The organism is Mycobacterium sp. NPDC004974 (assembly GCF_053600815.1).
Genome location: NZ_JBSGAQ010000004.1, coordinates 198,106 through 223,693, shown reverse-complemented (window position 1 = coordinate 223,693; position 25,588 = coordinate 198,106). Strand labels below are relative to the sequence as shown.

Genomic DNA, 25,588 nt, shown 5'->3' with positions numbered 1-25,588 from the left:
AACCGGTCACCAGGAGATAGCGCACCGGGTTACACGGGTGGATGCTGATGGGGTGCGAACGGCGTTCGCGTGTAACCGCCCGCCCTATCTAGGTGTGCGGAGCCCTGTGTCGGACTCCGCGCGACGAAAGGTGGGTGGCCGGTGATGGTCCGACGTGACCGCCCCGAGCTGAGGATCGTGCCCGAGGGGTGTTACCCCAGCTGGGAAGCCGTCTACGACGACAACGTGACGTGGGTGTACCGGCTGCTCTACGCGCGGCTCGGCAGCCGCTCCGACGCCGAGGACCTCACCTCCGAGGTGTTCCTGGCTGCGCTTCGGCCGCTGCGGCTCTCGGCGAGCGTGGCCGAGGTCCGGTCGTATCTGCGTGCCACCGCCCGCACCGTGCTCGCGGCGCATTGGCGGGCCACCATGGGACGCGAGATCACCGTCATCGACGACGATGTGGCCGCGCCTGACCCGGGCCCGGACGGCGAGACCAGTACCGCGCCGCAGCGCGTGGCCGCAGTGCTGGGGCAACTGCCGCCGCAGTACCGCCGGGTGCTGGAACTACGTTTTCTGCAGGGCCGTTCGGTGCGGGAGTCGGCGAATGACATGGGAGTAAGCGTCGCCAATGCGAAGGTGTTGCAGCACCGGGCGTTGCGATTGGCCGCTCAGATCAACGAGGGAGAGTCACGGTGACCAGGCGCGGGGTACGCAAATACGTCGACGATCTACTCGCCGGGCGACGACCGGGATCCTTCCCTGCCGACGATTTCGACGCCGCCCAGATCCGCACGGCGATCGAGCTGCGGGCCGCCCAGCCCGATGCCGACGAGCCTCGGTCCGAGTTCGTGGACGACCTCAAGGACCGTATCGCCCAACAGTTTTCCCCGGAGCAGCCGGAAGAACCGGGCCCGATCCGCCAGGGTCCGTCGGCGACGCGGCGGCAGGTGATCGTCGGCACCGCTGCGGCGGCGACCGCAGCGGTGGCGGTCGTCTCGATCGAGCACGTGATGACCGGCCGGGGTGCGTCGCCGGGTTCCGAACAGGCCGGATCCGAACTGGTGCCCAGTGAAGGTGCATGGTTGCCGGTGGCGAAAAGCGCTGACCTGGTGGAGGGGTCGGTGTTGCCGTTCGACCTATCGACGGTGTCGGGATTCGTGCGCCGGGTAGCGGGCGGCAACGTGGAGGCGGTGTCCGGGGTGTGCACCCACCAGGGTTGCAAGCTGTGGTTCGACAACTCCGCCGACAGTCTGCGCTGCCCGTGCCACGTGACGTCCTTCTCGCCCGCCGGCCAGGTGCTCACGCATCAACTTCCGATCGCGCCGAAGCCCCTGCCGCACTTCGAAGTCCGGGAACGGGACGGGAATGTCGAGGTGCTGGCGCCGCAACCACCGGCCCGGCCGGCCTGAGCCGGTGTAACCACCGCGCATATCGATAGGTGAAACCTACGGATGCGGGAGGTCCACCAGATGAACAGATCGATATGGGCAATTGCGGTGGCAGCGGGGCTCGTCAGCGCCGCTGTGCCGGCCGGCCCGGCGTCGGCAGCACCCACCGGCGGCACCAAAGCCCCCGATGTGGTGCGAGAGCTGACCGCGGCCGGCTATGCCGTGCAGATCAACGGGGACAACGGAGTTCCGCTGTCACAATGCACGGTGACCGATGTGCACGGGGTGCCCGCGTCGCGTACCAGCGCGCTGCAGTTCACCACCGTGTACGTCGACGTCGAGTGCGAGCAAGAAGGCTGAGCCGCCTACCCGAAGTGCACGCCCTGGGCCAGCGGCAGCTCCGAGGAGTAGTTGACCGTGTTGGTCGCGCGGCGCATGTACGCCTTCCACGCATCCGACCCGGACTCGCGGCCTCCGCCGGTGTGTTTCTCACCGCCGAACGCGCCGCCGATCTCGGCGCCGGACGTCCCGATGTTGACGTTGGCGATCCCGCAGTCGGATCCGTCGGCTGCCATGAACCGCTCGGCTTCGCGCACGTCGGTGGTGAAGATCGCCGATGAAAGACCCTGCGGTACCGCGTTGTTCAGCGAGATCGCATCGTCGATGTCGTCGTAGGTCAGCACGTAGAGGATCGGGGCGAAGGTCTCGGTGTGCACGACCGCGGTCTGCGCGGGCATCCGGACCACCGCGGGGGCGGCATAGAACGCACCCTCGTCGCCGAGGTCGTGACGCTCACCGCCGAACACCTCGCCGCCGTCGGCACGGGCCTCCTCCAGCGCCCCGACCATGTCCCGGTAGGCGCGGGTGTGAATGAGCGGACCGACCAGGGTTCCGTCCACGCTCGGGTCACCGATGGGCAGGCTCTGATAGGCCGAGACGATCCGGGACACCAGGTCGTCGGCGACAGAGGAGTGCACGATCAACCGGCGCAGCGTCGTGCACCGTTGCCCGGCGGTGCCCGCGGCGGAGAATACGATGGCCCGCACCGCGAGGTCCAGATCGGCCGAGGGGGTCACGATCGCGGCGTTGTTGCCGCCGAGTTCGAGCAGTACCTTGCCGAACCGGGCGGCGACCCTTGGTCCGACCTGCTGGCCCATCCGCACCGAGCCCGTGGCGCTGACCAGGGCGACCCGTGGATCGTCGACCAGTCGCTCACCCAACTCGCGCCCGCCCAGGATGAGCCGGCTCACCGCCGCGGGCGCACCGACATCGGTCGCAGCTCTTTCGATCAGGGCCTGGCAGGCGATCGCGGTGAGCGGGGTCAGCTCCGAGGGTTTCCAGACCACGGTGTCGCCGCAGACCAGCGCGACCGCGGTGTTCCACGCCCACACCGCCACCGGGAAGTTGAACGCGGTGATCACGCCGACGACGCCCAGCGGATGCCAGGTCTCCATCAGCCGGTGTCCGGGACGTTCGGACGCGATGGTGCGGCCGTACAACTGGCGGGAGAGGCCGACGGCGAACTGGCAGATGTCGATCATCTCCTGCACCTCGCCAAGTGCCTCGGAGGTGATCTTGCCCGCCTCCACCGTCACCAGAGTCGCCAGATCTGACTTGTGTTCGACGAGCAGCTCGCCCAGGCGTGCCACCAATGCACCGCGCACCGGTGCCGGGGTCGTGCGCCAGGTCGAAAAAGCTTGTGCGGCATCGGCGATCGCGGAATCGACCTGTTCAGGACTGTCCTCGGACAGGGTGAACAACACATCGCCGCTGATCGGTGTGCTGGCATGCAGGCCGGGTCCCGGGGATGTCGGCTCGCCGAGTTCCGCCCGCGCACCGACAGCCTCCAAGGCCTGGCGCACCCGCCGGCGCAGCTCCTCTGCGGTAGGGAGATCGGTCCGTTCGGTGGTGGTCATCGTGTGCCTTTCTGGTTCGCTGCGGTGCCGGATACAGTGCGGGCCATGGGTGAAGCCGACGAATACGTGCTGGACGACACCGACCGGACCCTGGCCCGCGCGCTCGCCGCTGACGGCAGGGCCACGCTGGCGCAGCTCGCATCGGCGGCCGGGCTGTCGGTATCGGCGGTGCAGGCGCGGGTGCGCCGGTTGGAGTCGCGAGGTGTCGTGACCGGATACGCCGCACGACTCAACCCCGAGGCGTTGGGCAACATGCTCTCGGCGTTCGTCGCCATCACTCCTCTCGATCCGTCCCAACCCGATGATGCACCCGCGCGGTTGCAGCACATCCCCGAAATCGAATCGTGCCACTCGGTGGCGGGCGAGGAGAGCTACGTCCTGCTGGTCCGGGTTGCCTCGGCCCGGGGCTTGGAGGACCTGCTCCAGCGGATCAGGACCGCGGCCAACGTCCGAACGCGCAGCACCATCATTTTGCAGACATTTTACAGTGGTAGAGACTACATTCCGTAACAGTTCCTGCTGTAGAGGGTAATGGCCGTAAAGATTCCGTTAGTATGGCGGCATGACCGCAGTGCTGACGACTACTCCGCACGTAACGCCAGACCGGGTGCGAGCGGTCCTGGCGCGCAGCGTCCTGACCGACGGTTTCGACTTCGTCCTCGACCTGGACCGCTCCCGGGGGGCCTACCTGGTGGATGCGCGCACCGGCGCACGCTTCCTGGACATGTTCACGTTCTTCGCCTCGTCTGCACTCGGGATGAACCATCCGGCGCTGGCCGCGGATGAAGATTTCCGCGCCGAGTTGGGCCGGGTGGCGGTCAACAAGCCGAGCAATTCCGACATCTACAGCGTGCCGCTGGCCCGTTTCGTCGACACCTTCCGCCGCGTGCTCGGCGACCCGGACCTGCCGCATCTGTTCTTCGTCGACGGCGGAGCCCTGGCGGTCGAGAACGCGCTCAAGGTGGCATTCGACTGGAAGAGCCGGCACAACGAGGCCCGCGGGATCGACCCTGCACTGGGTACCAAGGTGCTGCACCTGCGCGGGGCGTTCCACGGCCGCAGCGGATACACCATGTCGCTGACCAACACCGATCCGGTCAAGGTGGCCCGCTTCCCGAAGTTCGACTGGCCCCGCATCGACGCCCCGTACGTGCGGCCCGGTCTGGATATCGCCGCACTCGAAGCTGATTCGCTGCGCGCGGCCAGGGCTGCGTTCGAGGCCAACCCGCACGACATCGCCTGCTTCATCGCCGAGCCGATCCAGGGTGAGGGCGGTGACCGGCACCTGCGGCCGCAGTTCTTCGCCGCGATGCGTGAGCTGTGCGACGAGTTCGACGCTCTGCTGATCTTCGACGAGGTGCAGACCGGGTGCGGGATCACCGGAACTGCCTGGGCCTACCAGCAATTGGGGGTCACCCCGGATGTGGTCGCCTTCGGGAAGAAGACGCAGGTGTGTGGGGTGATGGCGGGTCGCCGAGTGGACGAGGTCGCCGACAACGTCTTCAGCGTGAGCTCGCGGATCAACTCCACCTGGGGCGGCAACCTGGTGGACATGGTGCGCTCACGACGAATCCTCGAAGTCATCGAGTCCGAGGAGCTGTTGCGCGCCGCCGCGGTGACCGGTGATTATCTGCTCGGTCAGTTAGCGGCGCTGGCAACGGATTTCTCTGACACAGTGCTCGCGCCACGTGGCCGAGGCCTGATGTGTGCGTTCAGCCTGCCCACCACTGCCGCACGTGACGAGCTGGTTCGGCGGTTGTGGGACCGTCGCGTCATCATGCTGCCGAGCGGCACCGATTCGGTACGGTTCCGGCCCGCGCTGACCGTCACGCGCAAGGAGATCGACGAATGCCTCGACGCCGTGCGGGAGGCGCTGCGATCACCGCTGGCGGGCTAGGGCTGGTCGGTGGCCGGTTCTGAAGATGCCGCGCGGCGCAGGATCGACTTGAGCCTGGGGAGGTCGGCTCCGCCCACCAACTCGCAACCGTGAAGTTCGGCGAGTTTACGTGCAGCCGGGGTGAATTCGTTGTTGGTGACCACCATGGTCCTGCTGCAATCCTGCATCGGCGCGCCTGCGACAACCTCCTGCACGGCGCCCGCGCCCACCGGCCGTGACAGTCGTTTGCATTGCACGGCGATCCGATTCGGCCGGTGTCCGACGATCAGATCCACGCCCCAGTCTCCGGTGAGCGGAGTCATGATCACCGGCAACCCGCAGGTTCGGGCGACATGGGCCACGTGGTCCTCGAATTCCAGCCCGGTCATCTCGGTCGTCGGCTGCTCACGGGCGCTGGGCGTGCTCGCGCCCCGGAATGCACCCAGCAGGAACCGCGGAGTCGCCGCCAAGGCCAGTGGCACCGCGACACCGATCGCCAGGCTCCATGCGGCGTCGACGCCGGCGATGTGACTCGCGATCGCGGCCGCCGCGCCGGCCGCGATGAAGAGCTTGATCCTGAGCCGTCTCACGGCGTCGAATGTAAATGTCACGTGTGACAAATACGGTGAGCCGGCGTCAGCTCCGCGCGATAATCTCAAGCTGTGACGAGTGAGCCCACCACGGGAAACGCCGAGTCGCCGATCGCGCACGCACTTGCCGGCGGCGAGCCGCAGCGTGTCGGTTGGTTCCGGTTCTACTTCGCCGATGAGCGCTGGGAGTGGTCACCCCAGGTGGAGCGGATGCACGGATATGAGCCGGGTACGGTGCAACCGACGACCGAGCTGGTGCTCTCCCACAAGCACCCCGAGGACTACGGACAGGTGGCGGCGACGCTGCTCGAGATCCGGCGCACCTCCGGCGCGTTCAGCACCCGGCACCGGATCATCGATACAGCCGGCGATGTCCACCATGTCGTCGTCGTGGGGGATCAGCTCTTCGACGATGCCGGCGCGGTCATCGGAACACATGGTTTCTATGTCGACGTCTCACCGTCGATCACGCAGGCACGGGAGGACGCCGTCAGCGAGGTGGTGGCCGAGATCGCGGAGGCCCGTGGTGCTATCGAGCAGGCCAAGGGCATGCTGATGCTGATCTACCGGATCAATGCGGATGCGGCGTTCGAACTGCTGAAGTGGCGGTCGCAGGAAACCAACACCAAGCTGCGGCTGTTGGCCGAACAGCTGGCAGAGGATTTCCTGAATCTCGATTACAGCGAGACGCTTCCCAGCCGCGCGGTCTTGGACCGGTTGCTGCTCACCACCCACCTGCGGGTCAGCCCGGAGGTTTAGCCCGACTCCGGGTGGTGGATCGCCAGCGCGCACCTACGCGTGCGGCGTATCGAAGAACGTTGGTACACAGAGCATCCCGACGTGATCAGGCATTCGAGATGGCCCAGCCAATGGCGGCTGGGCCATCTCTTCAAACAGGCCGGGGCTCGCGCTCCAATTAGGGGCGCTGGCTGGCCTGCTCGCGTTTCTCGGCGGCTTTGGCGCCCGCCCGGGCGGCTTCGGCTTCGGCTTCCTTCTTCGCTACGTCCTTCTGGGCGTCGGCCTTGTCCTGCTGGGCTTTACCCTCGCGGACCAGATCTTCGCGACCGGTTACGGTACCGACAGCTTCCTTGGCCTTGCCCTTCACGTCCTCGACGGCGCCCTTGACGGCTTCTTGAGGTCCTGAGTTCTTCTCGGTCATGCTTACCTTTCCGCTACTGGAGTGGATTGGTGATCACCGCACGGCTTCTCCGCGCATCCTCCTGGATTCCCGAATGGGCCCGTACTAAACGTGAGGTGACGAATCCGGTGTTGGTGCTGGATATTTCGCCTCGTGCGGAGACTCCCGTCGCAGCGGTGGTTTGGGTGCCGCTCCCGGTTTGTGAGCGTCCTTGTCCGGGTATTCCGAAGCAGAATGAGAATTGAGGTCAGTCATGTCCGGGGCAGCACAACCCGATCGGTGCGGGTTAGAGCTCGTCTTCGAGCGGATCGCCGAGGTTATCGATTGGCAACATAGGCGTGCTCTGATCGAGCAGGCCTATGTCGAACAGGTATGGCATCGCCCGGGTCACGCGATAGCTGACCGCGTAGGGCCGGAGAGCGGCCACCGCGCAGCGTGATGTGACCGGATCAACCTTCGCGCTCGAACTCGTCGAGACCCGGATCCTCCGCGACCACTTCACGTTGTTCTTGCCAGTCCTGATCCGTCGCCTCCAGTGGCGGGCTGTCCAGATCGGAGACCGGGGCTTCGGCGTCCGCTGCCGGTTCACTCTGCTCACGCTGCTGCTCGAGCGCATCGGCCAGGGGCACCTCGTCGGGCACGTTGTTGCGTGTCATACGGCCGGAATACCCAGTGGGCCCTTGATCAAACGCTTCCCGTAGCCCGGCCCGCCGACGACGCTGCGGCGCAGCCTCATTGAGTCAGGCTCTTCGGTTTAGTCACCGGATGGCTGTGGGTACGCGACGAATATGTCATCGTCAGGCCGCGCACCGAGGCACCCGCTGACTCTGCTGCACGGTCAGCGAATTCCCCTCCGGGGATCTGGTCACATCAGCGGACCACGAGCGGTGGAACTCCGGGTGCCCGCCCGAACTGAGGCACTGGCCGTAGTGAGGGCAATGACGGGCTGCCTGGCCGACTACGAGGATCTGAGCGGCGACACGGCTGCCGACTTGGCCTTGGCGGTGGATGAAGCCTGCACCGTGCTGATCGGCCTGGCTTCGCCCGGAGCCACTCTCGCGCTGGTCGAAGACCCCCGCGCACGGGAGCTGAGTGTTCGGGTGTCGACCATCTGCGACAGTGTCGACAGCGACGCCGACAGCGTCTTGAGCGGTTTCAGTCGCCGGGTCCTCGAAGCGCTCACCGACGAGGTCGACACCTTCGTCGACGACGCTGACTTCAGGCGCCGGGGCAGCGGCCGGGTGGTCGGCATCTCGCTGACCATCCGGCGGGATTGGGCCTCAGCGAGCCGTTAGCGATGCACGTCCACCATCTGCAGCTGCCGTGGCTGATTGCGCAGCATCGACAGGGCGGTAGGCAGGCCGGTGGAGGTCGGAAGGGCGCAGGCGGGATCGCAGATGCCCAGCACCCGGGACACCGCGGTGCTGGGAATCAACACCCAGTCGATATTCTCCCCGGCGCAGCGCACATTGAGGGTATGCAGGCAGGCGAAACAACCTGCGCCGAAAAACTCGACCTCGGTCATGTCCAGGACGAGCTGTCCGCTCGGCCTGCTGTTCCGGATTCCGCATTCGGTCAGCTCAGCGGCATTGGACGCGTCCAGCTCACCGTGGACGCTGATCACGGCGGTGGCCGGCCACAACCATTGGGCACAGAATTCCGCGCGGGTGTGATCGTTGGAACGTGGTGTGGCTCGTTTCGCCACGTTGATGGTAGACATTTGGGTTGACTCCTCAGTATGAAAACTGTGGTGACGTCACGTTTCGGGTTCTGTGGGCTCAAAACCCTGGGTGCGGGAGCCTCACGACCCTGCACCCGATGACGATTCCGGGGCGGCTGTGAACTCAACCTGCATTGGACTCTACGCCCCATCATGGGCGCGAACAATCGGTCCAGGGGCTTCATGTGACTCTCCCGTCGCGTTGGCCACATGCACCACACCGCTACCTCCGATATCCGGAAGGAGTTGGGGCGCAACGCGATCGACGTCGGGGTCAGAGGCGGCCGAGCAGGGTTCTCGCGCCGGTACCCGTGAGTTCCTCGGCGGCCTGCCGGCGGCCGGTCATGGCCAGCAGCAACGCCTCGCTGGTTCCGGTGACTTCGGGGCCGCTACCATGCTCCCACTCGATATCGTTGGCGTACAGTCGAAGTCCTCTGATTCGCCGGCCCGCCCCGAGCCGCGGGTTGCCCGGTACGAGGGGCAGGATTCGTCGCAGGCGCTGCGCCGGCACGGCGCGGGGGCGGTCGAGTGCACGGCGGATGTCCTGATGATGGACGGTGCCGTCGACCAATCCGATCATTCCGCCGAATCCCGCGGTCAGCCCCTGCGGCCGCAGATGCTGGTTGAGGAACTCGAGCAGTTCATCGGTGGACATCGTCGAGTATTCGGCGACACCGACCTCGTTGGCCCGCATGATCCGCCCCTTCGCGAATCGCTTGAGCAATCCCGCAGGACCCAGATCCTCGTAGCTGATGACGTGTGCCACAACGTCTTTCACTGTCCATCCCGCGCACAGCGATTCGGTCTGCCATTGCGCAGCGGTCAGGGTGGCGAGGAATTCGGCAAGGTCGGTTCGCTCGTCACGTGCCAGGTCCATGAGTGACGGCTCGTCGGCGTTCATCGCGATGCCTCCTGTGAACGCGAACTCTACGCTTGCCGTGGTCCCGGATTGGGGCGCGATGTCGGCCGCACGTTTGACCCACGCGTCAGCGGGGTACATCGCATGCCATGAGACTTGGTGGATTGTTCGGAACACTCGTGCTCATCTGGTTGATCATCGGCGTGGTGGCAGCCTGGCAGCGCGACTATTTCCATGGTGGATCAACTAACTGCGCGACCGCCGGGGCCATAGCGCTGACGGTCCTCGCCGGCCCGCTCAACTATGCGGGCGTCAATCCGAAGGTGGACGAGTGCCGTTTGCCGCAACCCAGCGCGATGGAATCCATCGCCGCCCTGAATTGAGGTCGCCATGATTGTTCTCGGGGCAATTCTGCTCATCCTCGGCTTGATCTTGAATGTTTACCTGCTCTGGGTGGTGGGCGTGATCCTGCTGGTCATCGGCGGGGTGTTCTGGCTGCTCGGCGCGGTCGGACGGCCGGTCGCCGGGCGGCGAAGCTGGTACTGACAGAGGAGGTAGCTCGATGCCGAATCCGTCGATCAAGGACGAGAAGCTCTACGAGGAGCTGCGGGACGAAGGCAATTCGAAGGAAAAGGCCGCGCGGATCTCCAACGCCGCTGCCGCCAGGGGTCGTTCGAGCGTTGGCCGCTCCGGCGGCAAGTCCGGTTCCTATGCCGACTGGACCGTCGACCATCTGCGCAGCCGGGCGAAAGAGCTTGGCATCAAAGGGTATTCCGACAAGAAGAAGCGCGAGCTGATCGGGATGCTCCGAAACCACTGATCCCTGGCCGGAGGGGAGGCCGGCCCACGGCCCCGCTGCACCGGAGCGGGGCCGTGGTGTTCGGCCTGAGGCCACCGGTGCCGTCTGTTTGGCGTATGACCTGCTCAGGGTGCTTTGTCTGGCCTCAGCCGGGGCCGTTGTAGACGATCATGGTGTTTTTCTCGCCAGACCTGCCCAGGCGATCTACCGTGGAGTCAGCCCATGCACGGCAGGTGGGGCAGGAATGGCGGGAAGGAGCAGCCATGCACGGCCCAAAAGATCCGGTTGATCACGCTCGGACAACCCGACCGCACGCCGGAGAGTCGATGAAGGACAACGTCATCTTGCCCGCGCTGGTATTGATCCTCGTGGGGCTGGTGCTGTTCGTCGGCACTTTGGCGGCTTTCGCCACTGGCCACTCCGATGTGGGCCTGACCGTAGGCACATTGTCTGCGGCCGGATTCGTCATCGGATCGATGTGGCTGGCGCTCGAACATATGCGGGTGCGGCGTATCGAGGATCGCTGGTACACAGATCATCCCGGCGTCATGCGGCAGCGGCCGAGCAGCTGACGTCCGCGCCGAGCGACCCGGCCGCGGTGCGGCCGGGTCCGTGTCTTGTGGTGCGGTGGGTGCTCAGAAGGTGAGTGCCAGTACGGCGAAATCGATCGCCAACAAAGCTAATCCGGCCAGTGGGACGAGAATGCCGTACCGAAGCCGGGAGGTGAAGATCGATACGGCGATCGTCACCACCGGCACCACGGGCGCGCCGTAGAACAGGATCCCGAACCAGAATTCTCCTGGACCCTTGGTCGCACAGCCCTCGCCGGTGCAGCCGGCCATGCTCATCACCGCAGCCATGCCGTACAGGTACACCGCGACGGCAGCGGGCACTGTCAACAGGACCAGTACCCAGGTCAGCGAAATCCGCATCCGGCGCTGGCCGTTGTGCTGTGTCTGCACAGTCTGTGATTCGGTCATGGCGTCCGCATACCCAGTTTCGGGGACTTCTGCACGGGTGGCAGCCCACGTTGATCACAGGTTTCGGGTTACGCAACGATGGGCATCCCTGGCGGGGGTCCCAGCTTGGGATACTGTCGATCCGAGATGTCGGGAGGTGAGATGGCCGACGAACAAGGCCAACCCAGGCCGCCGCACCGCACGGAGCGGGCGGTGGAGATTCGGGTCGCTGCCAGGTTGGAGAACCTGGCCGTAGTGCGCACACTGGTCGCTGCGGTAGCAGCATTCGAGGACCTTGATTTCGACGTCGTCGCCGACCTGCGGCTGGCCGTAGACGAGGCCTGCACCGCCCTGATCCGCGCCGCGGTCCCGGATTCGAGCCTGCAGCTGACCGTCGACCCGGGTGATGAGACGTTGGTCATCACCGCCGCCACCACCTGCACGGGCGCCGGGGTGGTCGAGCCGGGCAGCTTCAGCTGGCACGTGTTGAGTTCCCTGACCGACGAGGTCAAGACGTTCAACAACGGTGACGGGCCCGACACCGGCCACGTATTCGGCATCACCCTGACGACGAGGCGAGCGAGCCTGCTGCGGTGACGTCCGAATATGCGGATGTTCGCGACATGTTTCGTGAACTCAGCGGACTGTCCGAGGACTCGTCGGCCTACGAACGCCAACGTGAGCGGATTGTCGAGCGGTGCCTGCCGCTCGCCGATCACATCGCACGCCGATTCGACGGCCGCGGTGAACCGCGTGACGACCTGACCCAGGTGGCCAGGGTCGGCCTGGTCAACGCGGTAAACCGATTCGATGTCGAGGCCGGATCGGACTTCGTGTCGTTCGCGGTGCCGACGATCATGGGGGAGGTCCGGCGCCACTTCCGGGATAACAGCTGGTCGGTGAAGGTACCGCGGCGACTCAAGGAACTGCACCTGCGCCTGGGCGCGGCGACTGCGGAGCTGTCCCAGCGCTTGGGTCGGGCGCCGACGGCCTCCGAGCTTGCCGCGGAACTCGACATGGACCGCGAAGAGGTGATCGAAGGACTGGTCGCGGGCAGTTCGTACAACACACTGTCGATCGACAGCGGCGGCGGGGGCGACGAGGACGCGCCGGCGATAGTCGACACGCTCGGCGATGTGGATGACGGCCTGGATCAGATCGATGATCGAGAAACCTTGCGGCCGTTGCTCGCTCAATTACCTGAGCGGGAACGAACGGTACTGGTGCTGCGATTCTTCGAATCCATGACCCAGACGCAGATCGCCGAGCGTGTCGGTGTCTCGCAGATGCATGTATCGCGACTGCTGGCGAAATCGCTAGCGCGACTTCGTGACCAGCTGCAGTAGCGGAGTTTCGCCGTTCAGCATGGACAGTGCCGCGGCCACGCTGTAGCACGTGCGCAGCGCCGAATCCGGGTCGCAGATACGCAGCAGCCGGTTCACGGCCCTGCTGGGCACCAGCACCCAGTCGATATCGGTCGTCGAGCACTGCAATCCGATGGCCATGAGGGCGGAAAACCCTGCAGTGCCGAAGAATTCGACATCGGTGAGATCGATCACGACGCGCTCGGCCTCGGTGGTGTGCCGCAACGCGTAGTCGGCGAAATCAGCTGCGTTGACGGCGTCGATTTCGCCGTGGGCGCTGATCACCGCCGTTGACGGCGGCAGCCAGCGCGTGGCGAATGTGGCTGGCGATTCGTCGGTCTGGTCTATCAGTGCGCTCGTCGAAAAGACGGTCATTGGTAGCTCCATCAGTCGTAATACACGTATTCGTACTGTTGGTGCGGCGTCAATCGACAATGATGCGAGTTCCCGCGCGTATGTCGATGACGCTCGCTGCGGCTGTGAACTCAACCTGCCAACGACCCTACCGCGATCAAGGTCATCGAACAATTTGTCTGAGTGGATTCTTATAGTTCCAGGTCAGACTGTTTCGCATGCCGAACACCAACGCCATTGCCGGGGTGCTGCTGGCCGCCGGTGCGGGCACCCGCTTCGGAATGCCGAAAGTTCTTGCTGAAGAGGGTGATTGGCTGTCGCGGGCGGTGATCGCACTCGATGACGGCGGTTGCGATGACGTGATCGTGGTACTCGGTGCCGCCGTGGTCGAGGTGCCTGCGCCCGCCCGCACAGTGGTGGCCGCTCGCTGGGCCGATGGCATGAGCGCGTCGGTGCGCGAAGGACTGGAGGCCGTCGGCGACGCCGAATGGGTCGTCCTGCACACCGTCGACACCCCGGATGTCGGGGCCGGGGTCGTGGCCCGGGTCCTGGGCGCAGCGCGCGCCTCCGGCTCCGGCCTGGCACGCGCCAACTACGACGGTCGCCCCGGTCACCCCGTCGTCGTGTCCCGCAGGCATCTGGCGGCCCTCGCAGCCACGCTGCACGGCGACCAAGGGGCCCGTGCGTTCCTGGGCGGCCGCGACGACGTCATCGCCGTGGAATGCGGTGACCTGGCCACCGGACTCGACATCGACGAACGCTGACCGTTAGAGCAGGCCGAGCCGCTCGACCGCCTGGCGCTCGTCGAGCAGTTCGGCCACCGACGCGTCGATACGGGCCCGGGAGAAGCCGTTGATCTCCAGGCCCTCCACGATCTCCCAAACTCCGTCGACCGCGCGCACCGGCAGCGAGGCGACAACCCCCTCAGGGACCCCGTAGACACCGGGAGAAGGCAGTGCCACCGACGTCCAGTCATCGGGATCGGTGCCGTCCACCCAGTCCCGCACATGGTCGATGGCCGCGTTGGCCGCCGACGCCGCCGACGAGGTGCCCCGCGCCTCGATGATCGCGGTACCGCGGGTGGCGACGGTCGGGATGAAGTCGTTGGTCAGCCAGTCGGTGTCTGATGCGTAGTCGGAGCCCGGCCGCCCGTCGACCACCGCGTGGAAGATGTCGGGGTACATGGTCGGGGAGTGGTTGCCCCACACGGTCACCCGGGACACGTCGGTGACGTGCACACCCGCGTGGGTGGCCAGGGCGGCGACGGCCCGGTTGTGGTCGAGCCGGGTCAGCGCGGTGAAACGCTGCGCCGGGATGTCGGGGGCGTGCGCGGCGGCCACCAGTGCATTGGTGTTCGCCGGATTGCCGACCACGACGATGCGCACGTCATTGGCCGCGCCGGCGTTCAGGGCCTTGCCGGACTCGGCGAAGATCGCGGCGTTGGCCGCCAACAGGTCCGCACGTTCCATGCCTTTACTGCGCGGCCTGGCCCCGACCAGCAGCGCGACGTCGACACCGTCGAACGCCCGCACCGGGTCGTCGTGAATCTCGATGTCGACCAGCCCATCGAAGGCGCTGTCGACCAGTTCCATGACGACGCCTTCGGCCGCACGGACCGCTGAGGGCAGTTCCAGCAGGCGCAGCTTCACCGGGACGTCACGTCCCAGCAGGGCGCCCGCCCCGATGCGGAACAGCGCGGCATAGCCGATCTGGCCGGCCGCACCGGTCACCGTGACGACCTTGGGGTTCGCGGGCGTGCTCACGTGTGCACCTCCAGCCCGAGGATTTCCGTCGCGTACCGCCGCACGGTGTCCTCCGAGATCGCGGCGGCATCCTCGAAGCCGGGGCGGCCCCGACTGCTCAGGAATCCGGTGACGGGATCGAGGATGACCTCCGCGAGCAGCTCGCCGGTGGTCGGTTCACATACCGCCCAGGTGTACCGGGTGTCGTCGGCCCAGCCGTCCATGGCGTCGTGAACGTAGTCCAGGTCCTCCTCGCCCATGTCGGTGAGCGCGGGCCGGTCGTCGACCCGGTCGTCGGCACGCAGTCCGCGCAGATACCACTGGCCGTTGTTGATCTCCACAGGTTCCACAGGACCAGCGTTCCATAGGCGCCCGCCTGAAACGCAGCGAGGCCGTAGTCACCTGGTGACTACGGCCTCGACGGAAAGAACTGGGCGTTACTTGATCTCGGCGATCACGGTGCCCTGGGTGATGGCGGCACCGGCCTCAACGGACAGGCCGGTGATGACGCCGTCCTTGTGGGCGGTCACCGGGTTCTCCATCTTCATGGCCTCAAGCACCACCACGAGATCGCCTGCGGCGACTTCCTGACCCTCTTCGACGGCCACCTTGACCACGGTGCCCTGCATGGGTGCGGTCACCGAGTCACCCGAGGCTGCGGTGGCACCGCCGCCACCGCGCTTGCGGGCCTTGGGCTTCTTCCTGAGAACACCGCCGGCACCACCGCTTGCGCCGCCGCCACCGAGCGCCAGGTCACCGGGCAGCGACACCTCGAGGCGACGTCCGCCGACCTCGACGACCACGGTCTGGCGAGGAATGGTGTCCTCTTCCTCGATCGGATCGCCACCGGTGAACGGCTCGACGGTGTTGTCCCACTCGGTCTCGATCCAGCGGGTGTGCACGTCGAACTTCTCGCCGTCACCGATGAAGGCCGGGTCGGCGGTCACGGCGCGGTGGAACGGGATGACTGTGGCCAGGCCCTCGACGTTGAACTCAGCCAGGGCGCGACGTGAGCGGGCCAGGGCCTCTTCACGGGTGGCGCCGGTGACGATCAGCTTGGCCAGCATCGAGTCGAACTGGCCGCCGATGACCGAGCCGCTCTCCACACCGGAGTCCATGCGGACGCCCGGGCCGGTCGGTGCCTCGAACTTGGTGACCGGGCCGGGGGCGGGCAGGAAGCCGCGGCCGGCATCCTCACCGTTGATGCGGAACTCGAACGAGTGGCCGCGCGGGGTCGGATCCTCGGTGATGTCCAGGGCTTCGCCGTTGGCGATCTTGAACTGCTGCAGCACCAGGTCGATGCCCGAGGTCTCCTCGGTGACCGGGTGTTCCACCTGCAGACGGGTGTTGACCTCCAGGAAGGAGATCAGGCCGTCCTGGCCGACCAGGTACTCAACGGTGCCGGCACCGTAGTAGCCGGCCTCCTTGCAGATGCGCTTGGCGGACTCGTGGATCTCCTTGCGCTGCGCGTCGGTCAGGAAGGGGGCCGGGGCCTCCTCGACCAGCTTCTGGAAGCGGCGCTGCAGCGAGCAGTCGCGGGTGCCTGCGACCACGACGTTGCCGTGGGTGTCAGCGATGACCTGGGCCTCGACGTGGCGCGGCTTGTCCAGGTAGCGCTCGACGAAGCACTCACCACGGCCGAACGCGGCGACGGCCTCACGGGTCGCCGACTCGAACAGCTCGGGGATCTCTTCGAGGGTGCGGGCGACCTTCATGCCGCGACCGCCACCGCCGAAGGCGGCCTTGATCGCGACGGGGACGCCGTACTCCTCGGCGAACGCGACGACCTCGTCGGCATCCTTGACCGGGTCCGGGGTGCCCGGCACCAGCGGTGCCTGTGCCTTGGCCGCGATGTGGCGCGCGGTGACCTTGTCACCGAGATCGCGGATCGACTGCGGGCTCGGCCCGATCCAGATCAGTCCGGCATCGAGCACGGCCTGGGCGAAGTCGGCGTTCTCCGACAGGAAGCCGTAACCCGGGTGGATGGCGTTGGCGCCGGACTTCGCGGCGGCGTCCAGGATCTTCTCGAAGACCAGGTACGACTCGGCTGAGGTCTGACCCCCCAGGGCGAAAGCTTCATCGGCGAGCCGTACGTGCGGTGCATCGGCGTCCGGCTCGGCATACACGGCCACGCTGGCAAGTCCAGCGTCTTTGGCGGCCCGGATCACCCGGACCGCGATCTCCCCGCGATTGGCGACCAGCACCTTGGAGATCTTTGAGCTGGCGTGGTTGGCCACGGTGCCTCCTCGGCAGTTCTCTAAGAAACGTCTTTAAGAATCTATCGCGGGCAGTTTATGCGCCGCACCTTGAGGCTTCCCAATCCGGTATCGGTTACCGATGAGTAGGTTCTGGCTGAAATTCGTCCGCGGGCACATCGATCCTGCTGACGTGCGAAATTCCCGTCTGGCCGGACAGTCCGACGCTATTACCGTTGGCCCGTGGGTACGGGGATATTGGTCATTGTCGTGGGCGTGTTGGTGGGCGGGGCCATGGCGACCTCACCGAAGCGCATCTGGTGGGTCACCCAATCGTGGAAGTTCAAGGATCCGGAGGCGAACGAACCGAGCGACACTGCCTACGGGATGACCCGGGCGGGCGGGGTTTTCGTGATCCTTCTGGCGCTGTTTCTGGGTGCGTCGACCATTCACAGTCACTTCCAGCGGCAGAACCGCCGCGAAGCGAAGGAGCAGCGGCGCGCCGCTGAAATCGAGTTCGTGGCTCCGTCGCCCGAGAAGCGCGGGTTGTTGCCGGTGATCGGCTATTTCGCCGAGCAGCGGGAGCGCGGCGCGACGATCACGGTGTATTACCTGGCGCCTGGCGAATCGGTGCGTGAGGCGATAAGCCACATGAACGGTTACTCGTGCTACACCTCGGCGGGGCCGAGTCCGGCGTGGGACGCGCCACCGGTCGTGAACCCCGAATTGATCTGGGCGCCCAAAGAACTCGGCGACCTCGCGAAGTCCGACCGCTGCCGTCCGGGCGCGGGTCGTAAGGTCCACGAAACGTCACGGTTCGTCGACAGCTCGGTGGCACTGCCGGTCGTCACCGACTCGGCCATCGTCGATCGGAACGGAACCGAGATCCGGCCGGCGGCGCCGGGCAACGTCGTCCCCAAACTCTCCGAGGAACTCCGGACAGACCCCTGAGCGCGCGCTCAGGCCGCGCGCAGCCGCCGCTTGATCCGCGTCAGCATCGCCGACATTCCGCGCAGGCGCAGCGGGCTGATCAGCGCGGCCAGGCCCAGCGCGGTGTAGAAGTCGTCGGGCACCGCCAGGATGTCATCGGCGGACTGGCCGTCCAGGCCGGTGGCCAGGATCGCCGCGAACCCGCGTGTTGTGGGGGCCTCCGGGGGAGCGCTGAAGTAAAGCCGAACCTTCTCCCGGTCGGACGCGTCGACGTCCAGAAACAGCGGGGACTGACACTCCGGAACCGGCTCCATGGCCGCTTCCTCGAGGTGAGTCGGCAAGGGTGGCAACTCGTTGGCGAACTCCAACAACAGCTGCAACTTGTCCTGGCCGGTCACCTCCTGGAAGTCGGAGACAACCTCCGCCAGGGAGTCCGGCATCGAACTCATGAGGCGCTCGGGGCGTCACCTGGATCCGGGCCGACGGCCACGGGGACCCGAACCGCGTTGCCCCATTCGGTCCATGAGCCGTCGTAGTTGCGCACACCGGGCAGCCCGAGCAGGTGGGTCAGCACGAACCAGGTGTGGCTGGAGCGCTCACCGATCCGGCAGTACACCACCGTCTCGTCGTCAGGGTTGAGGAAGCTGTAGAGCTCCTCGAGTTCGGCGCGGGTGCGGAACTGACCGCTGTCCTTGGCTGCCTTGGCCCACGGGATCGACTTCGCGGTGGGGATGTGCCCGCCGCGAAGCGCGCCCTCCTCCGGGTAGTCGGGCATGTGGGTGCGTTCGCCCGTGTATTCCTGGGGTGAGCGGACGTCGATCAACGGCTGCTTCCCGAGGATGTCGAGCACGTCGTTCCGGTAGGCGCGGATCGGGGCGTCGTTGCGCTCCACCACCGGGTAGCCGCTGGACTGCCGGGTGGGCACCTCAAGGGTGGTGTCACGACCGTGGGAAACCCACAGGTCGCGCCCGCCGTCGAGAAGGCGCACGTCAGGGTGGCCGAACAGGGTGAACACCCACAGTGCGTAGGCCGCCCACCAGTTGCTCTTGTCGCCGTAGATGACGACGGTGTCGTCGCGGCTGATGCCCTTGCGGTCCATCAGCTCGGCGAACTGCTCACCGTTGATGTAGTCGCGCACATTGGGGTCATTGAGGTCGAGATGCCAGTCGATCTTGACCGCGCCCGGGATGTGGCCGGTGTCGTAGAGAAGGACATCCTCGTCGGACTCGACGATGGCCAAACCGGGCCGACCCAGATTGCTGGCCAGCCAATCGGCAGTGACCAGGCGCTCCGGATGGGCGTACTCGGCAAGGGTGGGGCTGGGATCAGCAGGCAGCGGCACACCAAGAGCGTACCGTCGGTCCGGATATTGGCGCCGTGGCACTGTCGACGGGTCGACGGTCGGTGCTGATCGACACCTAGGCGGTGAATGCCACCTCGTAGGCCACGGCGAAGCGGCGGGCGCCATTGTTGGCGCGGAACAGCGAGCCGCCGTTCTGAGACCAGGTCACCACACGCAGCAGTCGCTTACCCGGCGACAGGCGCTTGGAGATGATGTCGGCGAATGCGGCGCGCAGCCGCTCCAGATCGCATGTCTCGAAGTCGCGTGCTACGCGAACATCCCACATTGTTTCTTCGACTGGCATCGGCCCAGTGTCAACCCGTAGTTGAGACTATTCGGGACGTCGGCGCGGCGTGCCGCCTCGGAGAAGGTTGCAATTTGGTCACTGTGCGCCGGTGGAATTCACCACGGTCGTGCCGACATCGAGTCGGCCGGCCGGAGGTGATCAGAATCGGCGCTCTGGAAGACGTTGTGAGAATGAACTTTTCGGGTGCTTCTACGGTGCTCGCAGGCCGGTGAGCTGATCGAAGCGGTACCCGACCAGAGCGTCACCGACCTGGAAAACCCCGTTGTAGTCGACGGGCTGCCGCCACAGGACCCGACAGGTGGCCATATCGGTGGCTACGAGACTGATCCCGTTGGGGCTGTCCGTGGTTGTCAGGACGACCGATGCCTTGCCTGCGACGTAGTCTGCGAGGTCCACACCGCAGGTCTGACCGCTCGCCCCGGTGGCCAGATCCCAACGCTGCCAGCGATGGTCATTCGGCTTGTCCGAGATCGGTACGTACAGCTGCGAACCCACGTTGCGGAACGACGATGGAGTGTTGCGCGTGACCGGGATCGTCGCGACTTCTCCTCCGTCCGGCTGGAAAACCCGAAAGACGTCCCGGTCCATCGCGATCAGCACGGAATCGATGGCGTAGACGCCGTAACCCGTGAGTTCTCGACGGGCCAGCAATCGGCCGGTGTTGTCGTAGAACAGCACCCCGGCCGTCGGACCGCTCTCGAATTGGTAGGCAAAGCCGGCCGGGTAGGTAACCGCGCGCTTGAGTGCGGTGCCGGGAGGTGGCGTCGGGGTGAGTTCGTGACCGTCGGACACCGAGAACACGCGGTATGCCGGGTCTTTCGTACTCGCCAGCTGTACCGCCACTGTCGCCGAGGTGCCGCTCGATTGCGGCTTGTTGGGTTCCGCTCCATCGCCTGGCACGAACCACGTCAACTCGGCGTGCTCCCCGATGCCACGCAGTCCCTCGCCGGGAGCGCTCGCGGCAAGCCAGATGGGGTGTCCGCCCACGGCGGCCGTCGCCACCACACCGTCGAAGCCACCATCGAATTCGGCATCGCCGGTGAAGCTGACCGCACCCCGGTCAAGATCGACCACTGTCACTCCGGTCTTGCCGTCACGGCCTTGTCCGTACGGCAGGCACAGGGCCCTCGCCGGACCGTTGCGCATGCAGGTCCCGAACCTGCTGCCGGGAAAATCTGGCAATTCCACTGGCGCGAAAAGCGCTTCGCCCGAGTGGGTATCGATCCCGAACAGCCAGGTTTTGGCAGTGCAGTTCTCGGCGCAGTCCGCGAGGAAGTACGCGAAATGCCCACGGGTGGCGAATGGGCGGCCACCGATCGAGGTGTCTGCGGGCAGGCCCAGTGATCCGGCGGTGACCTGCCATCCGGGAACCAGCGCGCGATCGAGCCCGAAGGCCACGAGTTGACCCGGCTCGTCCGCGGGCGCAGCCCGCGAAACCTTCGGTACATCATTGGTTTTCGTGGGAGGGGTGGTGATGATCGAGTCGGTGTGTCCCCGGATTTTCGGTACGGCGAGGCCGGCCGCAATGGCCACGACCACCACGGCCACGAACGTGCCGACGACCAGCCACAACCCGCGCCGCCGGGACATCAGAACGTCCAGCTTCCCGCCGGGGTCAACATGAACCCACGGTTGACGACCGGATCGATACATGCGGTCACATTGCCCTCTGCGACCGCACACGTGATGTTCGACGAGGTCAGTTTCTGGCCTGGCTTGAGCACGGTGGATGGCCGGGCGACATCCGCTTTCGGGCAACTGCCACTGCTCGCATAGCTGTGGAGAAATCCGTACGTGTCGGCCCCACCTACCCAGTCGCCCTGGAATCGCACTTCGGTGCATCCTGGTTCGTCGCGGTCGACGACATGAGAAGGAACACCGGGGACATTGCCGATGCAGTTGATTTCCGGGTGCTTGACGACATCGTTCGACTGCTGCCAATTGCAGTACACCCCATCGGGAGTGCCGAACGACACGGTGCTGCCCTTGCCGCCCCGGCCGTAGTCATAGCTGTGCGTGAACGGCCCGGCATCGACTGCCACGAACTTGTCGAGGTCAGGAAACCCGGGGGGATACGCGTGGGCCGCGGGAATGCCGATTGTCATCACCGCAGCGGCGATCACAGAGACCAGCCCACGTCGCGCGGTCCCCACCCAAGCTGGCACGACTGCCATCGTAAGTGGGCGAACGATCAGTCTTGCGCAGAACTTTTCCACAGATCGGCGATCGACACCCCGGCCGCGGCAAGCATCCGGCGCAGCAGTGGCAGGCTCAGGCCGATCACATTGGACGGATCGCCGTCGATGCCGTCGATGAACCAGCCACCCAGCCCGTCGATCGTGAAACCGCCTGCGACACCGAGCGGTTCGCCGCTTTCGAGATACGCGTCCAGGTCGGCGTCGGTCGGTGAGCCGAAATGCACTGCGGTGATACCGGTATCGGCGATGCGATGGGTGACGGCTCCGTCACGCACGACAAGCACCGCGTGGCCCGAATGTAGCTGAGCAGTCCGGCCCGACATCGCCTGCCATTGCCGCCGTGCGGTATCGACGTCTTTTGGCTTGCCGCACAGCTGCCCGTCGAGAAGCAGCATCGAGTCGCAGCCGATGACGACACAGTCTCCGGCGATCGCCGGGGGCAGATGGGTGAACACCTCGTCGGCCTTGGCGGCGGCCAGTGCGCTCACCACCTGCTCGGGTGGGGCGTCGGCCAACGACGCGAGGACGGCGTCCTCGTCGACACCGGACACCACCACCAACGGATCGAGGCCGGCCTGGCGTAGAACGCCAAGCCGGCCCGTCGATGCCGAACCCAGAACGACCCGGGTCATTCAGTGCTGTCTCTTCTTCGCGCGAGCGCTCATCAGCGCCGCATGTGGGTGCGCTCCCACAGCGTGATGCGCTGCCAGCTGAAGATCGCGTAGCGCAGCTTGTCCACCGGATGCCCCCACAGGTTGCGGTCGCGCACCACGGGGCCTTCGACGCCGCCACCGGCGGTGCCGAGGATGGCCATCAGCGCGGCCATCTCCTCGTCGGTGGGCTGACCGCGCAGCACCTTGATGTGTGCCTGGTGGTCCGCCTTGACCTCGTCGGCGGCGACGTCGGCCTGGTCCGCCACGGTTCCCTCGCTCGCCCCGCTCACAGTGGGATGTTCCCGTGCTTCTTCGGCGGCATCTGGATGATCTTGCGCTCCAGCAGCCGCAGGGCGTTGGCCACGTAGCCACGGGTGTGCGACGGGGGGATGACCGCGTCGACGTATCCACGCTCAGCGGCGATGTAGGGGTTGACCAGAGTGTCCTCGTAGGTCTGCTGCAGCTCCAGGCGCAGCGCGTCGACATCCTCGCCGTTCTTGGCTGCGTCCCGCAGTTCGGAGCGGTACACGAAGCCCACCGCGCCCGAGGCGCCCATCACGGCGATCTGAGCCGTCGGCCAGGCCACCACGACATCGGCGCCCATGTCCTTGGAACCCATCACGCAGTACGCGCCGCCGTAGGACTTGCGGGTGATGACGGTGACCTTGGCGACCGTGGCCTCACCGTAGGCGTAGAGCAGCTTGGCGCCGCGCCGGATGATGCCGTTGTACTCCTGGTCGGTGCCGGGCAGGAAGCCGGGAACGTCGACCAGCAGGACGATCGGGATGTTGAAGCAATCGCAGGTCCGGATGAACCGGGCGGCCTTCTCCGAGGCGTTGATGTCGAGGCAGCCGGCGAACTGGGTCGGCTGGTTGGCCACGATGCCCACCGGGCGGCCGTCGACCCGGCCGAAACCGATCAGGATGTTGCCGGCATACCCGGCCTGCACCTCGAGGAACTCATCGTCATCGAGGAGGCGGGTGATGACCTCGTGCATGTCGTACGGCTGATTCGGGGAATCCGGGATCAGCGTGTCGAGCTCGATGTCCTCGTCGGTCAGGGTCTCCTCGATCGAGCCCTGCGCCGCGGCCACCGGGTAATGCGGCGGCTCGGCGTAGTTGTTCGGGGGCAGGAAGCTCAGGAGATCGCGGACGTACTCGAAGGCGTCCTGCTCGCCGGAGGCGACGTAGTGCGCGGTGCCGGACTTGGCCATGTGGGTGTGGGCGCCGCCCAGCTCCTCCATGGTGACGTCCTCGCCGGTGACCGTCTTGATGACGTCAGGCCCGGTGATGAACATCTGACTGGTCTGGTCGACCATGACGATGAAGTCGGTCAGCGCGGGGGAGTACACGTGGCCACCGGCCGCGGCGCCCATGATCAGCGAGATCTGCGGGATGACACCCGAGGCCTTGATGTTGTTGTGGAAGATCCGGCTGTACAGGCCGAGGGAGACCACACCCTCCTGGATGCGGGCGCCGGCGCCGTCGTTGATGCCGATCAGCGGACGGCCGGTCTTGATGGCCAGCTCCTGGACCTTGACGATCTTCTCGCCGTAGACCTCACCGAGGCTGCCGCCGAACACGGTGGCGTCCTGGCTGAAGATGCAGACGTCGCGGCCGTCGATGGTGCCGTAGCCGGTGATCACGCCGTCGCCCAGCGGCCGGTTGCTCTCCAGGCCGAAGTTGGTGCTGCGATGCTTGGCGAGCGCGTCGAGTTCGACGAACGACCCCTCATCGAGCAGGGCAAGAATGCGCTCGCGGGCGGTCAGCTTGCCCTTGGCGTGCACCTTGTCCACGGCAGCTTCGCCGACGGGATGCAGCGTCTCCTCGGCCCGCCTCTTCAGATCGGCCAGCTTGCCTGCAGTGGTGTGGATGTCCACCTGGTGCTCGGCGGACGGCTCGGTAACGCTCGTCATGAGTCACGATGTTATCGGTAACCCTAAGACTGGTCTAAGAGAGGTGGACGTGGCGCGCGTCACTGCGGTGGGCGTTGTGTGCTGTGGCCTGCCGCCGCAGCGGGCCGTGGGCCTACGCTCTCGACCATGACCACCGGGCCGCTTGTGCTGTCCGAACTGGGCACCGATCCCGCATCGGTGCTGCGGCTCGTCGCGCAGTTCGACGCGCTGGAGGAGCAAGAGGCCAATGCCGACGCGGCCATACGGTTTGCCGCACTGATCGCCGGGTGCCCCGTGGGTGTCCGTTGGCCGGGCGGCACCGTCGTCCGTTATGACGCGTCCGGACACCTCGATCCGATCGAAGACGGGGCCGCGGGGGCATCGGATCAGCACGAGACGGTCGTCTGGGTGGAACGCGACGGATCCGGGCACCCGTTGGACGAGGTGCTGCTCGACCGGCTGCGACGACTGGTGGGCCGGGTCGCGGTGCGGACCGGGGTGAGCGGGACTCCGCATCTGGGTGATCCCGCGCTGCTCGAGGTCGTGCTGTCGGCCAAGGAACATCGCGAGGACCGTGCCCGGGCGATCCGGTTGTTGGGGCTCGACGAGACCAGGCCGACGTGCGTGCTGGCGGCATCGGGGCATTCGCCGCGGGAGACGGTGCGCCTCATTACCGGTGAACTGGCCGCGCCGACGGTGCGGTCGGCGGTGATCGGCAATGCGACGGCCATCGTGTGCCAGGGATCGTTCGACATGAGGGAGCTCTCGGATCGTCTGGAGCGCCTCATCGTCGAACAGTTTCCGGCCGTGGTGAACATCGGCACGGCGTCGGGCCCTTGGATCGGAATCGGATCGGTGGGCAGCGCATTCAGTGCCTCGACCTCATGGCACGAGGCCGTACGCGCACTGCGGTTCGCGTCGTCGACCGGATTCGGCAGGCGCGTGGTGGCCTATGAGCGGCTGAGCTCGCTGGAGCTGCTGGCCGACCTCCCTATCGACCGGGTGCGACGTAATCGAGATGTGGCCCGTATCAACGAGATTGCGTCAACGCCTGCCGGGGATCTCGATGTGCAGACCACCGAGGCGTTCTTCGTCTACGGCTCGCTGCGGCGGACGGCCGCCGAAATGCACGTGCACCACAGCACGGTCGCGGCCCGGCTGGCGCGGGTGCAGGCCGCGATGGGGTGGGATTTCGAGGATCCCGTCGACCGCTTTCTGGGCACCCTGGTCCTCATGGTCCGGCGGATCGCGATCTCGTCGGCGGAACTGGCCGATGCGGACCTGCTCTAGTGGCCGCATCGAAACTGAAGCCAGGGACAGATGTGGGCCCTTTTTTGTCCCTCAGTTCAGTCTCGGCGTCCGGTGCCCGCACCCGACCGACA

Annotated in this window: 35 protein-coding genes; 16 read left to right on the top strand and 19 right to left on the bottom strand. The window is 66.2% G+C overall.

The features are described from left to right. Positions 1–144 precede the first annotated feature (144 nt). The 3 genes from ACWEFV_RS11935 to ACWEFV_RS11925 are packed head-to-tail and all read left to right on the top strand — an operon-like array spanning position 145 to position 1,730. The gene (locus ACWEFV_RS11935) at positions 145–678 is read left to right on the top strand and encodes an RNA polymerase sigma factor (RefSeq protein ID WP_135453167.1); all 534 of its coding nucleotides are present in this window, start codon (positions 145–147) and stop codon (positions 676–678) included. Then, entirely contained in the window at positions 675–1,391 is a 717-nt protein-coding gene (locus tag ACWEFV_RS11930; protein WP_450070316.1) for a QcrA and Rieske domain-containing protein, read from the top strand. The genes ACWEFV_RS11935 and ACWEFV_RS11930 overlap by 4 nt, the downstream gene beginning before the upstream one ends. A 60-nt stretch (positions 1,392–1,451) precedes the next feature. Further along, on the top strand, positions 1,452–1,730 hold the full coding sequence (locus ACWEFV_RS11925) for a hypothetical protein (RefSeq protein WP_135453169.1): 279 nt from the start codon (positions 1,452–1,454) through the stop codon (positions 1,728–1,730). 5 nt (positions 1,731–1,735) lie between these two features. On the opposite strand, the gene amaB is transcribed toward ACWEFV_RS11925, so the two are convergent. After that, positions 1,736–3,286, bottom strand: a complete 1,551-nt coding sequence (gene amaB / locus ACWEFV_RS11920; protein ID WP_450070315.1) for an L-piperidine-6-carboxylate dehydrogenase — start codon at positions 3,284–3,286, stop codon at positions 1,736–1,738. Between the two features lie 45 nt (positions 3,287–3,331). Here amaB and ACWEFV_RS11915 point away from each other — a divergent pair, with 45 nt between their 5' ends. Together ACWEFV_RS11915 and lat are read left to right on the top strand one after the other, a co-directional pair. After that, positions 3,332–3,796, top strand: coding sequence for an Lrp/AsnC family transcriptional regulator (locus ACWEFV_RS11915; protein ID WP_167857760.1), 465 nt, complete (start codon positions 3,332–3,334; stop codon positions 3,794–3,796). Positions 3,797–3,848: 52 nt separating this feature from the next. Beyond that, entirely contained in the window at positions 3,849–5,183 is a 1,335-nt protein-coding gene (gene lat / locus ACWEFV_RS11910; RefSeq protein WP_450070314.1) for an L-lysine 6-transaminase, read from the top strand. Here the strand turns inward: lat and ACWEFV_RS11905 are convergent. Further along, positions 5,180–5,752 (bottom strand): restriction endonuclease, encoded by a 573-nt coding sequence (locus ACWEFV_RS11905; RefSeq protein WP_450070313.1) that lies wholly within the window; start codon positions 5,750–5,752, stop codon positions 5,180–5,182. The two genes, lat and ACWEFV_RS11905, sit on opposite strands and share 4 nt — an antisense overlap. Before the next feature lie 72 nt (positions 5,753–5,824). Between ACWEFV_RS11905 and ACWEFV_RS11900 the strand changes: the two genes are divergently transcribed. Beyond that, positions 5,825–6,511 (top strand): PAS and ANTAR domain-containing protein, encoded by a 687-nt coding sequence (locus tag ACWEFV_RS11900; protein WP_135453173.1) that lies wholly within the window; start codon positions 5,825–5,827, stop codon positions 6,509–6,511. Between the two features lie 157 nt (positions 6,512–6,668). Here the strand turns inward: ACWEFV_RS11900 and mbp1 are convergent, their stop codons facing one another. Both mbp1 and ACWEFV_RS11890 read right to left on the bottom strand, forming a co-directional pair. Beyond that, a complete protein-coding gene (mbp1, locus tag ACWEFV_RS11895; RefSeq protein ID WP_135453174.1) occupies positions 6,669–6,911 on the bottom strand; it encodes a microaggregate-binding protein 1 in 243 nt (80 codons plus the stop codon). Positions 6,912–7,339: 428 nt separating this feature from the next. Then, positions 7,340–7,546, bottom strand: coding sequence for a hypothetical protein (locus ACWEFV_RS11890; RefSeq protein WP_450070312.1), 207 nt, complete (start codon positions 7,544–7,546; stop codon positions 7,340–7,342). A gap of 282 nt (positions 7,547–7,828) precedes the next feature. Here ACWEFV_RS11890 and ACWEFV_RS11885 point away from each other — a divergent pair, with 282 nt between their 5' ends. Then, positions 7,829–8,185, top strand: coding sequence for an anti-sigma factor (locus ACWEFV_RS11885; RefSeq protein ID WP_450070311.1), 357 nt, complete (start codon positions 7,829–7,831; stop codon positions 8,183–8,185). Here ACWEFV_RS11885 and ACWEFV_RS11880 read toward each other — a convergent pair. Beyond that, positions 8,182–8,610 carry an STAS domain-containing protein gene (locus ACWEFV_RS11880; protein ID WP_450070310.1) on the bottom strand — a complete coding sequence of 143 codons (429 nt, stop codon included), beginning with the start codon at positions 8,608–8,610 and terminating at the stop codon, positions 8,182–8,184. The two genes, ACWEFV_RS11885 and ACWEFV_RS11880, sit on opposite strands and share 4 nt — an antisense overlap. Positions 8,611–8,884: 274 nt before the next feature. Further along, positions 8,885–9,511, bottom strand: a complete 627-nt coding sequence (locus ACWEFV_RS11875; protein WP_450070507.1) for a maleylpyruvate isomerase family mycothiol-dependent enzyme — start codon at positions 9,509–9,511, stop codon at positions 8,885–8,887. Between the two features lie 107 nt (positions 9,512–9,618). Between ACWEFV_RS11875 and ACWEFV_RS11870 the strand changes: the two genes are divergently transcribed. From ACWEFV_RS11870 to usfY, 4 genes are all read left to right on the top strand, one after another. Next, positions 9,619–9,852 (top strand): hypothetical protein, encoded by a 234-nt coding sequence (locus tag ACWEFV_RS11870; RefSeq protein WP_135453178.1) that lies wholly within the window; start codon positions 9,619–9,621, stop codon positions 9,850–9,852. Positions 9,853–9,859: 7 nt separating this feature from the next. Then, the gene (locus tag ACWEFV_RS11865; protein WP_090432618.1) at positions 9,860–10,015 is read left to right on the top strand and encodes a DUF6131 family protein; all 156 of its coding nucleotides are present in this window, start codon (positions 9,860–9,862) and stop codon (positions 10,013–10,015) included. Between the two features lie 16 nt (positions 10,016–10,031). After that, positions 10,032–10,289, top strand: coding sequence for a DUF7218 family protein (locus ACWEFV_RS11860; protein ID WP_450070309.1), 258 nt, complete (start codon positions 10,032–10,034; stop codon positions 10,287–10,289). A gap of 242 nt (positions 10,290–10,531) precedes the next feature. Beyond that, positions 10,532–10,840 carry a protein UsfY gene (usfY, locus tag ACWEFV_RS11855; RefSeq protein ID WP_135453180.1) on the top strand — a complete coding sequence of 103 codons (309 nt, stop codon included), beginning with the start codon at positions 10,532–10,534 and terminating at the stop codon, positions 10,838–10,840. A gap of 63 nt (positions 10,841–10,903) precedes the next feature. Here usfY and ACWEFV_RS11850 read toward each other — a convergent pair whose 3' ends face one another. Next, complete coding sequence (locus ACWEFV_RS11850; protein ID WP_135453181.1) at positions 10,904–11,248, bottom strand: hypothetical protein; 345 nt, start codon at positions 11,246–11,248, stop codon at positions 10,904–10,906. Positions 11,249–11,389: 141 nt separating this feature from the next. On the opposite strand from ACWEFV_RS11850, the gene ACWEFV_RS11845 reads away from it, so the two are divergent. Both ACWEFV_RS11845 and ACWEFV_RS11840 read left to right on the top strand, forming a co-directional pair. Beyond that, a complete protein-coding gene (locus tag ACWEFV_RS11845) occupies positions 11,390–11,824 on the top strand; it encodes an ATP-binding protein (RefSeq protein ID WP_450070308.1) in 435 nt (144 codons plus the stop codon). 26 nt (positions 11,825–11,850) lie between these two features. Then, positions 11,851–12,573, top strand: a complete 723-nt coding sequence (locus ACWEFV_RS11840) for an RNA polymerase sigma factor SigF (RefSeq protein ID WP_286175270.1) — start codon at positions 11,851–11,853, stop codon at positions 12,571–12,573. Here the strand turns inward: ACWEFV_RS11840 and ACWEFV_RS11835 are convergent. Further along, positions 12,544–12,966, bottom strand: coding sequence for an STAS domain-containing protein (locus ACWEFV_RS11835; protein ID WP_450070307.1), 423 nt, complete (start codon positions 12,964–12,966; stop codon positions 12,544–12,546). The genes ACWEFV_RS11840 and ACWEFV_RS11835 overlap by 30 nt on opposite strands. Positions 12,967–13,163: 197 nt before the next feature. Between ACWEFV_RS11835 and ACWEFV_RS11830 the strand changes: the two genes are divergently transcribed. Continuing rightward, a complete protein-coding gene (locus ACWEFV_RS11830; protein ID WP_450070306.1) occupies positions 13,164–13,709 on the top strand; it encodes a nucleotidyltransferase family protein in 546 nt (181 codons plus the stop codon). Between the two features lie 3 nt (positions 13,710–13,712). On the opposite strand, the gene ACWEFV_RS11825 is transcribed toward ACWEFV_RS11830, so the two are convergent. The 3 genes from ACWEFV_RS11825 to ACWEFV_RS11815 form a co-directional block, all read right to left on the bottom strand. Continuing rightward, positions 13,713–14,708, bottom strand: a complete 996-nt coding sequence (locus tag ACWEFV_RS11825) for a malate dehydrogenase (protein ID WP_450070305.1) — start codon at positions 14,706–14,708, stop codon at positions 13,713–13,715. Beyond that, complete coding sequence (locus ACWEFV_RS11820) at positions 14,705–15,037, bottom strand: hypothetical protein (protein WP_450070304.1); 333 nt, start codon at positions 15,035–15,037, stop codon at positions 14,705–14,707. The genes ACWEFV_RS11825 and ACWEFV_RS11820 overlap by 4 nt, the downstream gene beginning before the upstream one ends. 87 nt (positions 15,038–15,124) lie before the next feature. Next, complete coding sequence (locus tag ACWEFV_RS11815) at positions 15,125–16,924, bottom strand: ATP-binding protein (RefSeq protein ID WP_450070303.1); 1,800 nt, start codon at positions 16,922–16,924, stop codon at positions 15,125–15,127. A gap of 201 nt (positions 16,925–17,125) precedes the next feature. Here ACWEFV_RS11815 and ACWEFV_RS11810 point away from each other — a divergent pair, with 201 nt between their 5' ends. Further along, complete coding sequence (locus ACWEFV_RS11810) at positions 17,126–17,833, top strand: DUF6199 family natural product biosynthesis protein (protein ID WP_450070302.1); 708 nt, start codon at positions 17,126–17,128, stop codon at positions 17,831–17,833. Positions 17,834–17,841: 8 nt separating this feature from the next. Here the strand turns inward: ACWEFV_RS11810 and ACWEFV_RS11805 are convergent, their stop codons facing one another. From ACWEFV_RS11805 to ACWEFV_RS11770, 8 genes are all read right to left on the bottom strand, one after another. Continuing rightward, positions 17,842–18,261, bottom strand: coding sequence for a SufE family protein (locus tag ACWEFV_RS11805; protein ID WP_450070301.1), 420 nt, complete (start codon positions 18,259–18,261; stop codon positions 17,842–17,844). Beyond that, entirely contained in the window at positions 18,258–19,154 is an 897-nt protein-coding gene (locus ACWEFV_RS11800) for a sulfurtransferase (RefSeq protein ID WP_135453190.1), read from the bottom strand. The genes ACWEFV_RS11805 and ACWEFV_RS11800 overlap by 4 nt, the downstream gene beginning before the upstream one ends. A 76-nt stretch (positions 19,155–19,230) precedes the next feature. Then, the gene (locus ACWEFV_RS11795; RefSeq protein WP_234927067.1) at positions 19,231–19,458 is read right to left on the bottom strand and encodes a hypothetical protein; all 228 of its coding nucleotides are present in this window, start codon (positions 19,456–19,458) and stop codon (positions 19,231–19,233) included. Positions 19,459–19,650: 192 nt separating this feature from the next. Then, positions 19,651–21,051 (bottom strand): hypothetical protein, encoded by a 1,401-nt coding sequence (locus ACWEFV_RS11790; protein WP_450070300.1) that lies wholly within the window; start codon positions 21,049–21,051, stop codon positions 19,651–19,653. Beyond that, the gene (locus tag ACWEFV_RS11785; protein ID WP_450070299.1) at positions 21,051–21,626 is read right to left on the bottom strand and encodes a hypothetical protein; all 576 of its coding nucleotides are present in this window, start codon (positions 21,624–21,626) and stop codon (positions 21,051–21,053) included. The genes ACWEFV_RS11790 and ACWEFV_RS11785 overlap by 1 nt, the downstream gene beginning before the upstream one ends. A gap of 26 nt (positions 21,627–21,652) precedes the next feature. Further along, entirely contained in the window at positions 21,653–22,291 is a 639-nt protein-coding gene (locus tag ACWEFV_RS11780; protein WP_450070298.1) for a Maf family protein, read from the bottom strand. A 32-nt stretch (positions 22,292–22,323) separates the two neighbouring features. Beyond that, on the bottom strand, positions 22,324–22,602 hold the full coding sequence (locus tag ACWEFV_RS11775) for an acyl-CoA carboxylase subunit epsilon (protein WP_450070297.1): 279 nt from the start codon (positions 22,600–22,602) through the stop codon (positions 22,324–22,326). Continuing rightward, the gene (locus tag ACWEFV_RS11770; RefSeq protein ID WP_135453195.1) at positions 22,599–24,227 is read right to left on the bottom strand and encodes an acyl-CoA carboxylase subunit beta; all 1,629 of its coding nucleotides are present in this window, start codon (positions 24,225–24,227) and stop codon (positions 22,599–22,601) included. Before ACWEFV_RS11770 ends, ACWEFV_RS11775 begins: the two co-directional genes overlap by 4 nt. Before the next feature lie 126 nt (positions 24,228–24,353). Here ACWEFV_RS11770 and ACWEFV_RS11765 point away from each other — a divergent pair, with 126 nt between their 5' ends. After that, the gene (locus ACWEFV_RS11765; protein ID WP_450070296.1) at positions 24,354–25,496 is read left to right on the top strand and encodes a PucR family transcriptional regulator; all 1,143 of its coding nucleotides are present in this window, start codon (positions 24,354–24,356) and stop codon (positions 25,494–25,496) included. Positions 25,497–25,588 lie beyond the last annotated feature (92 nt).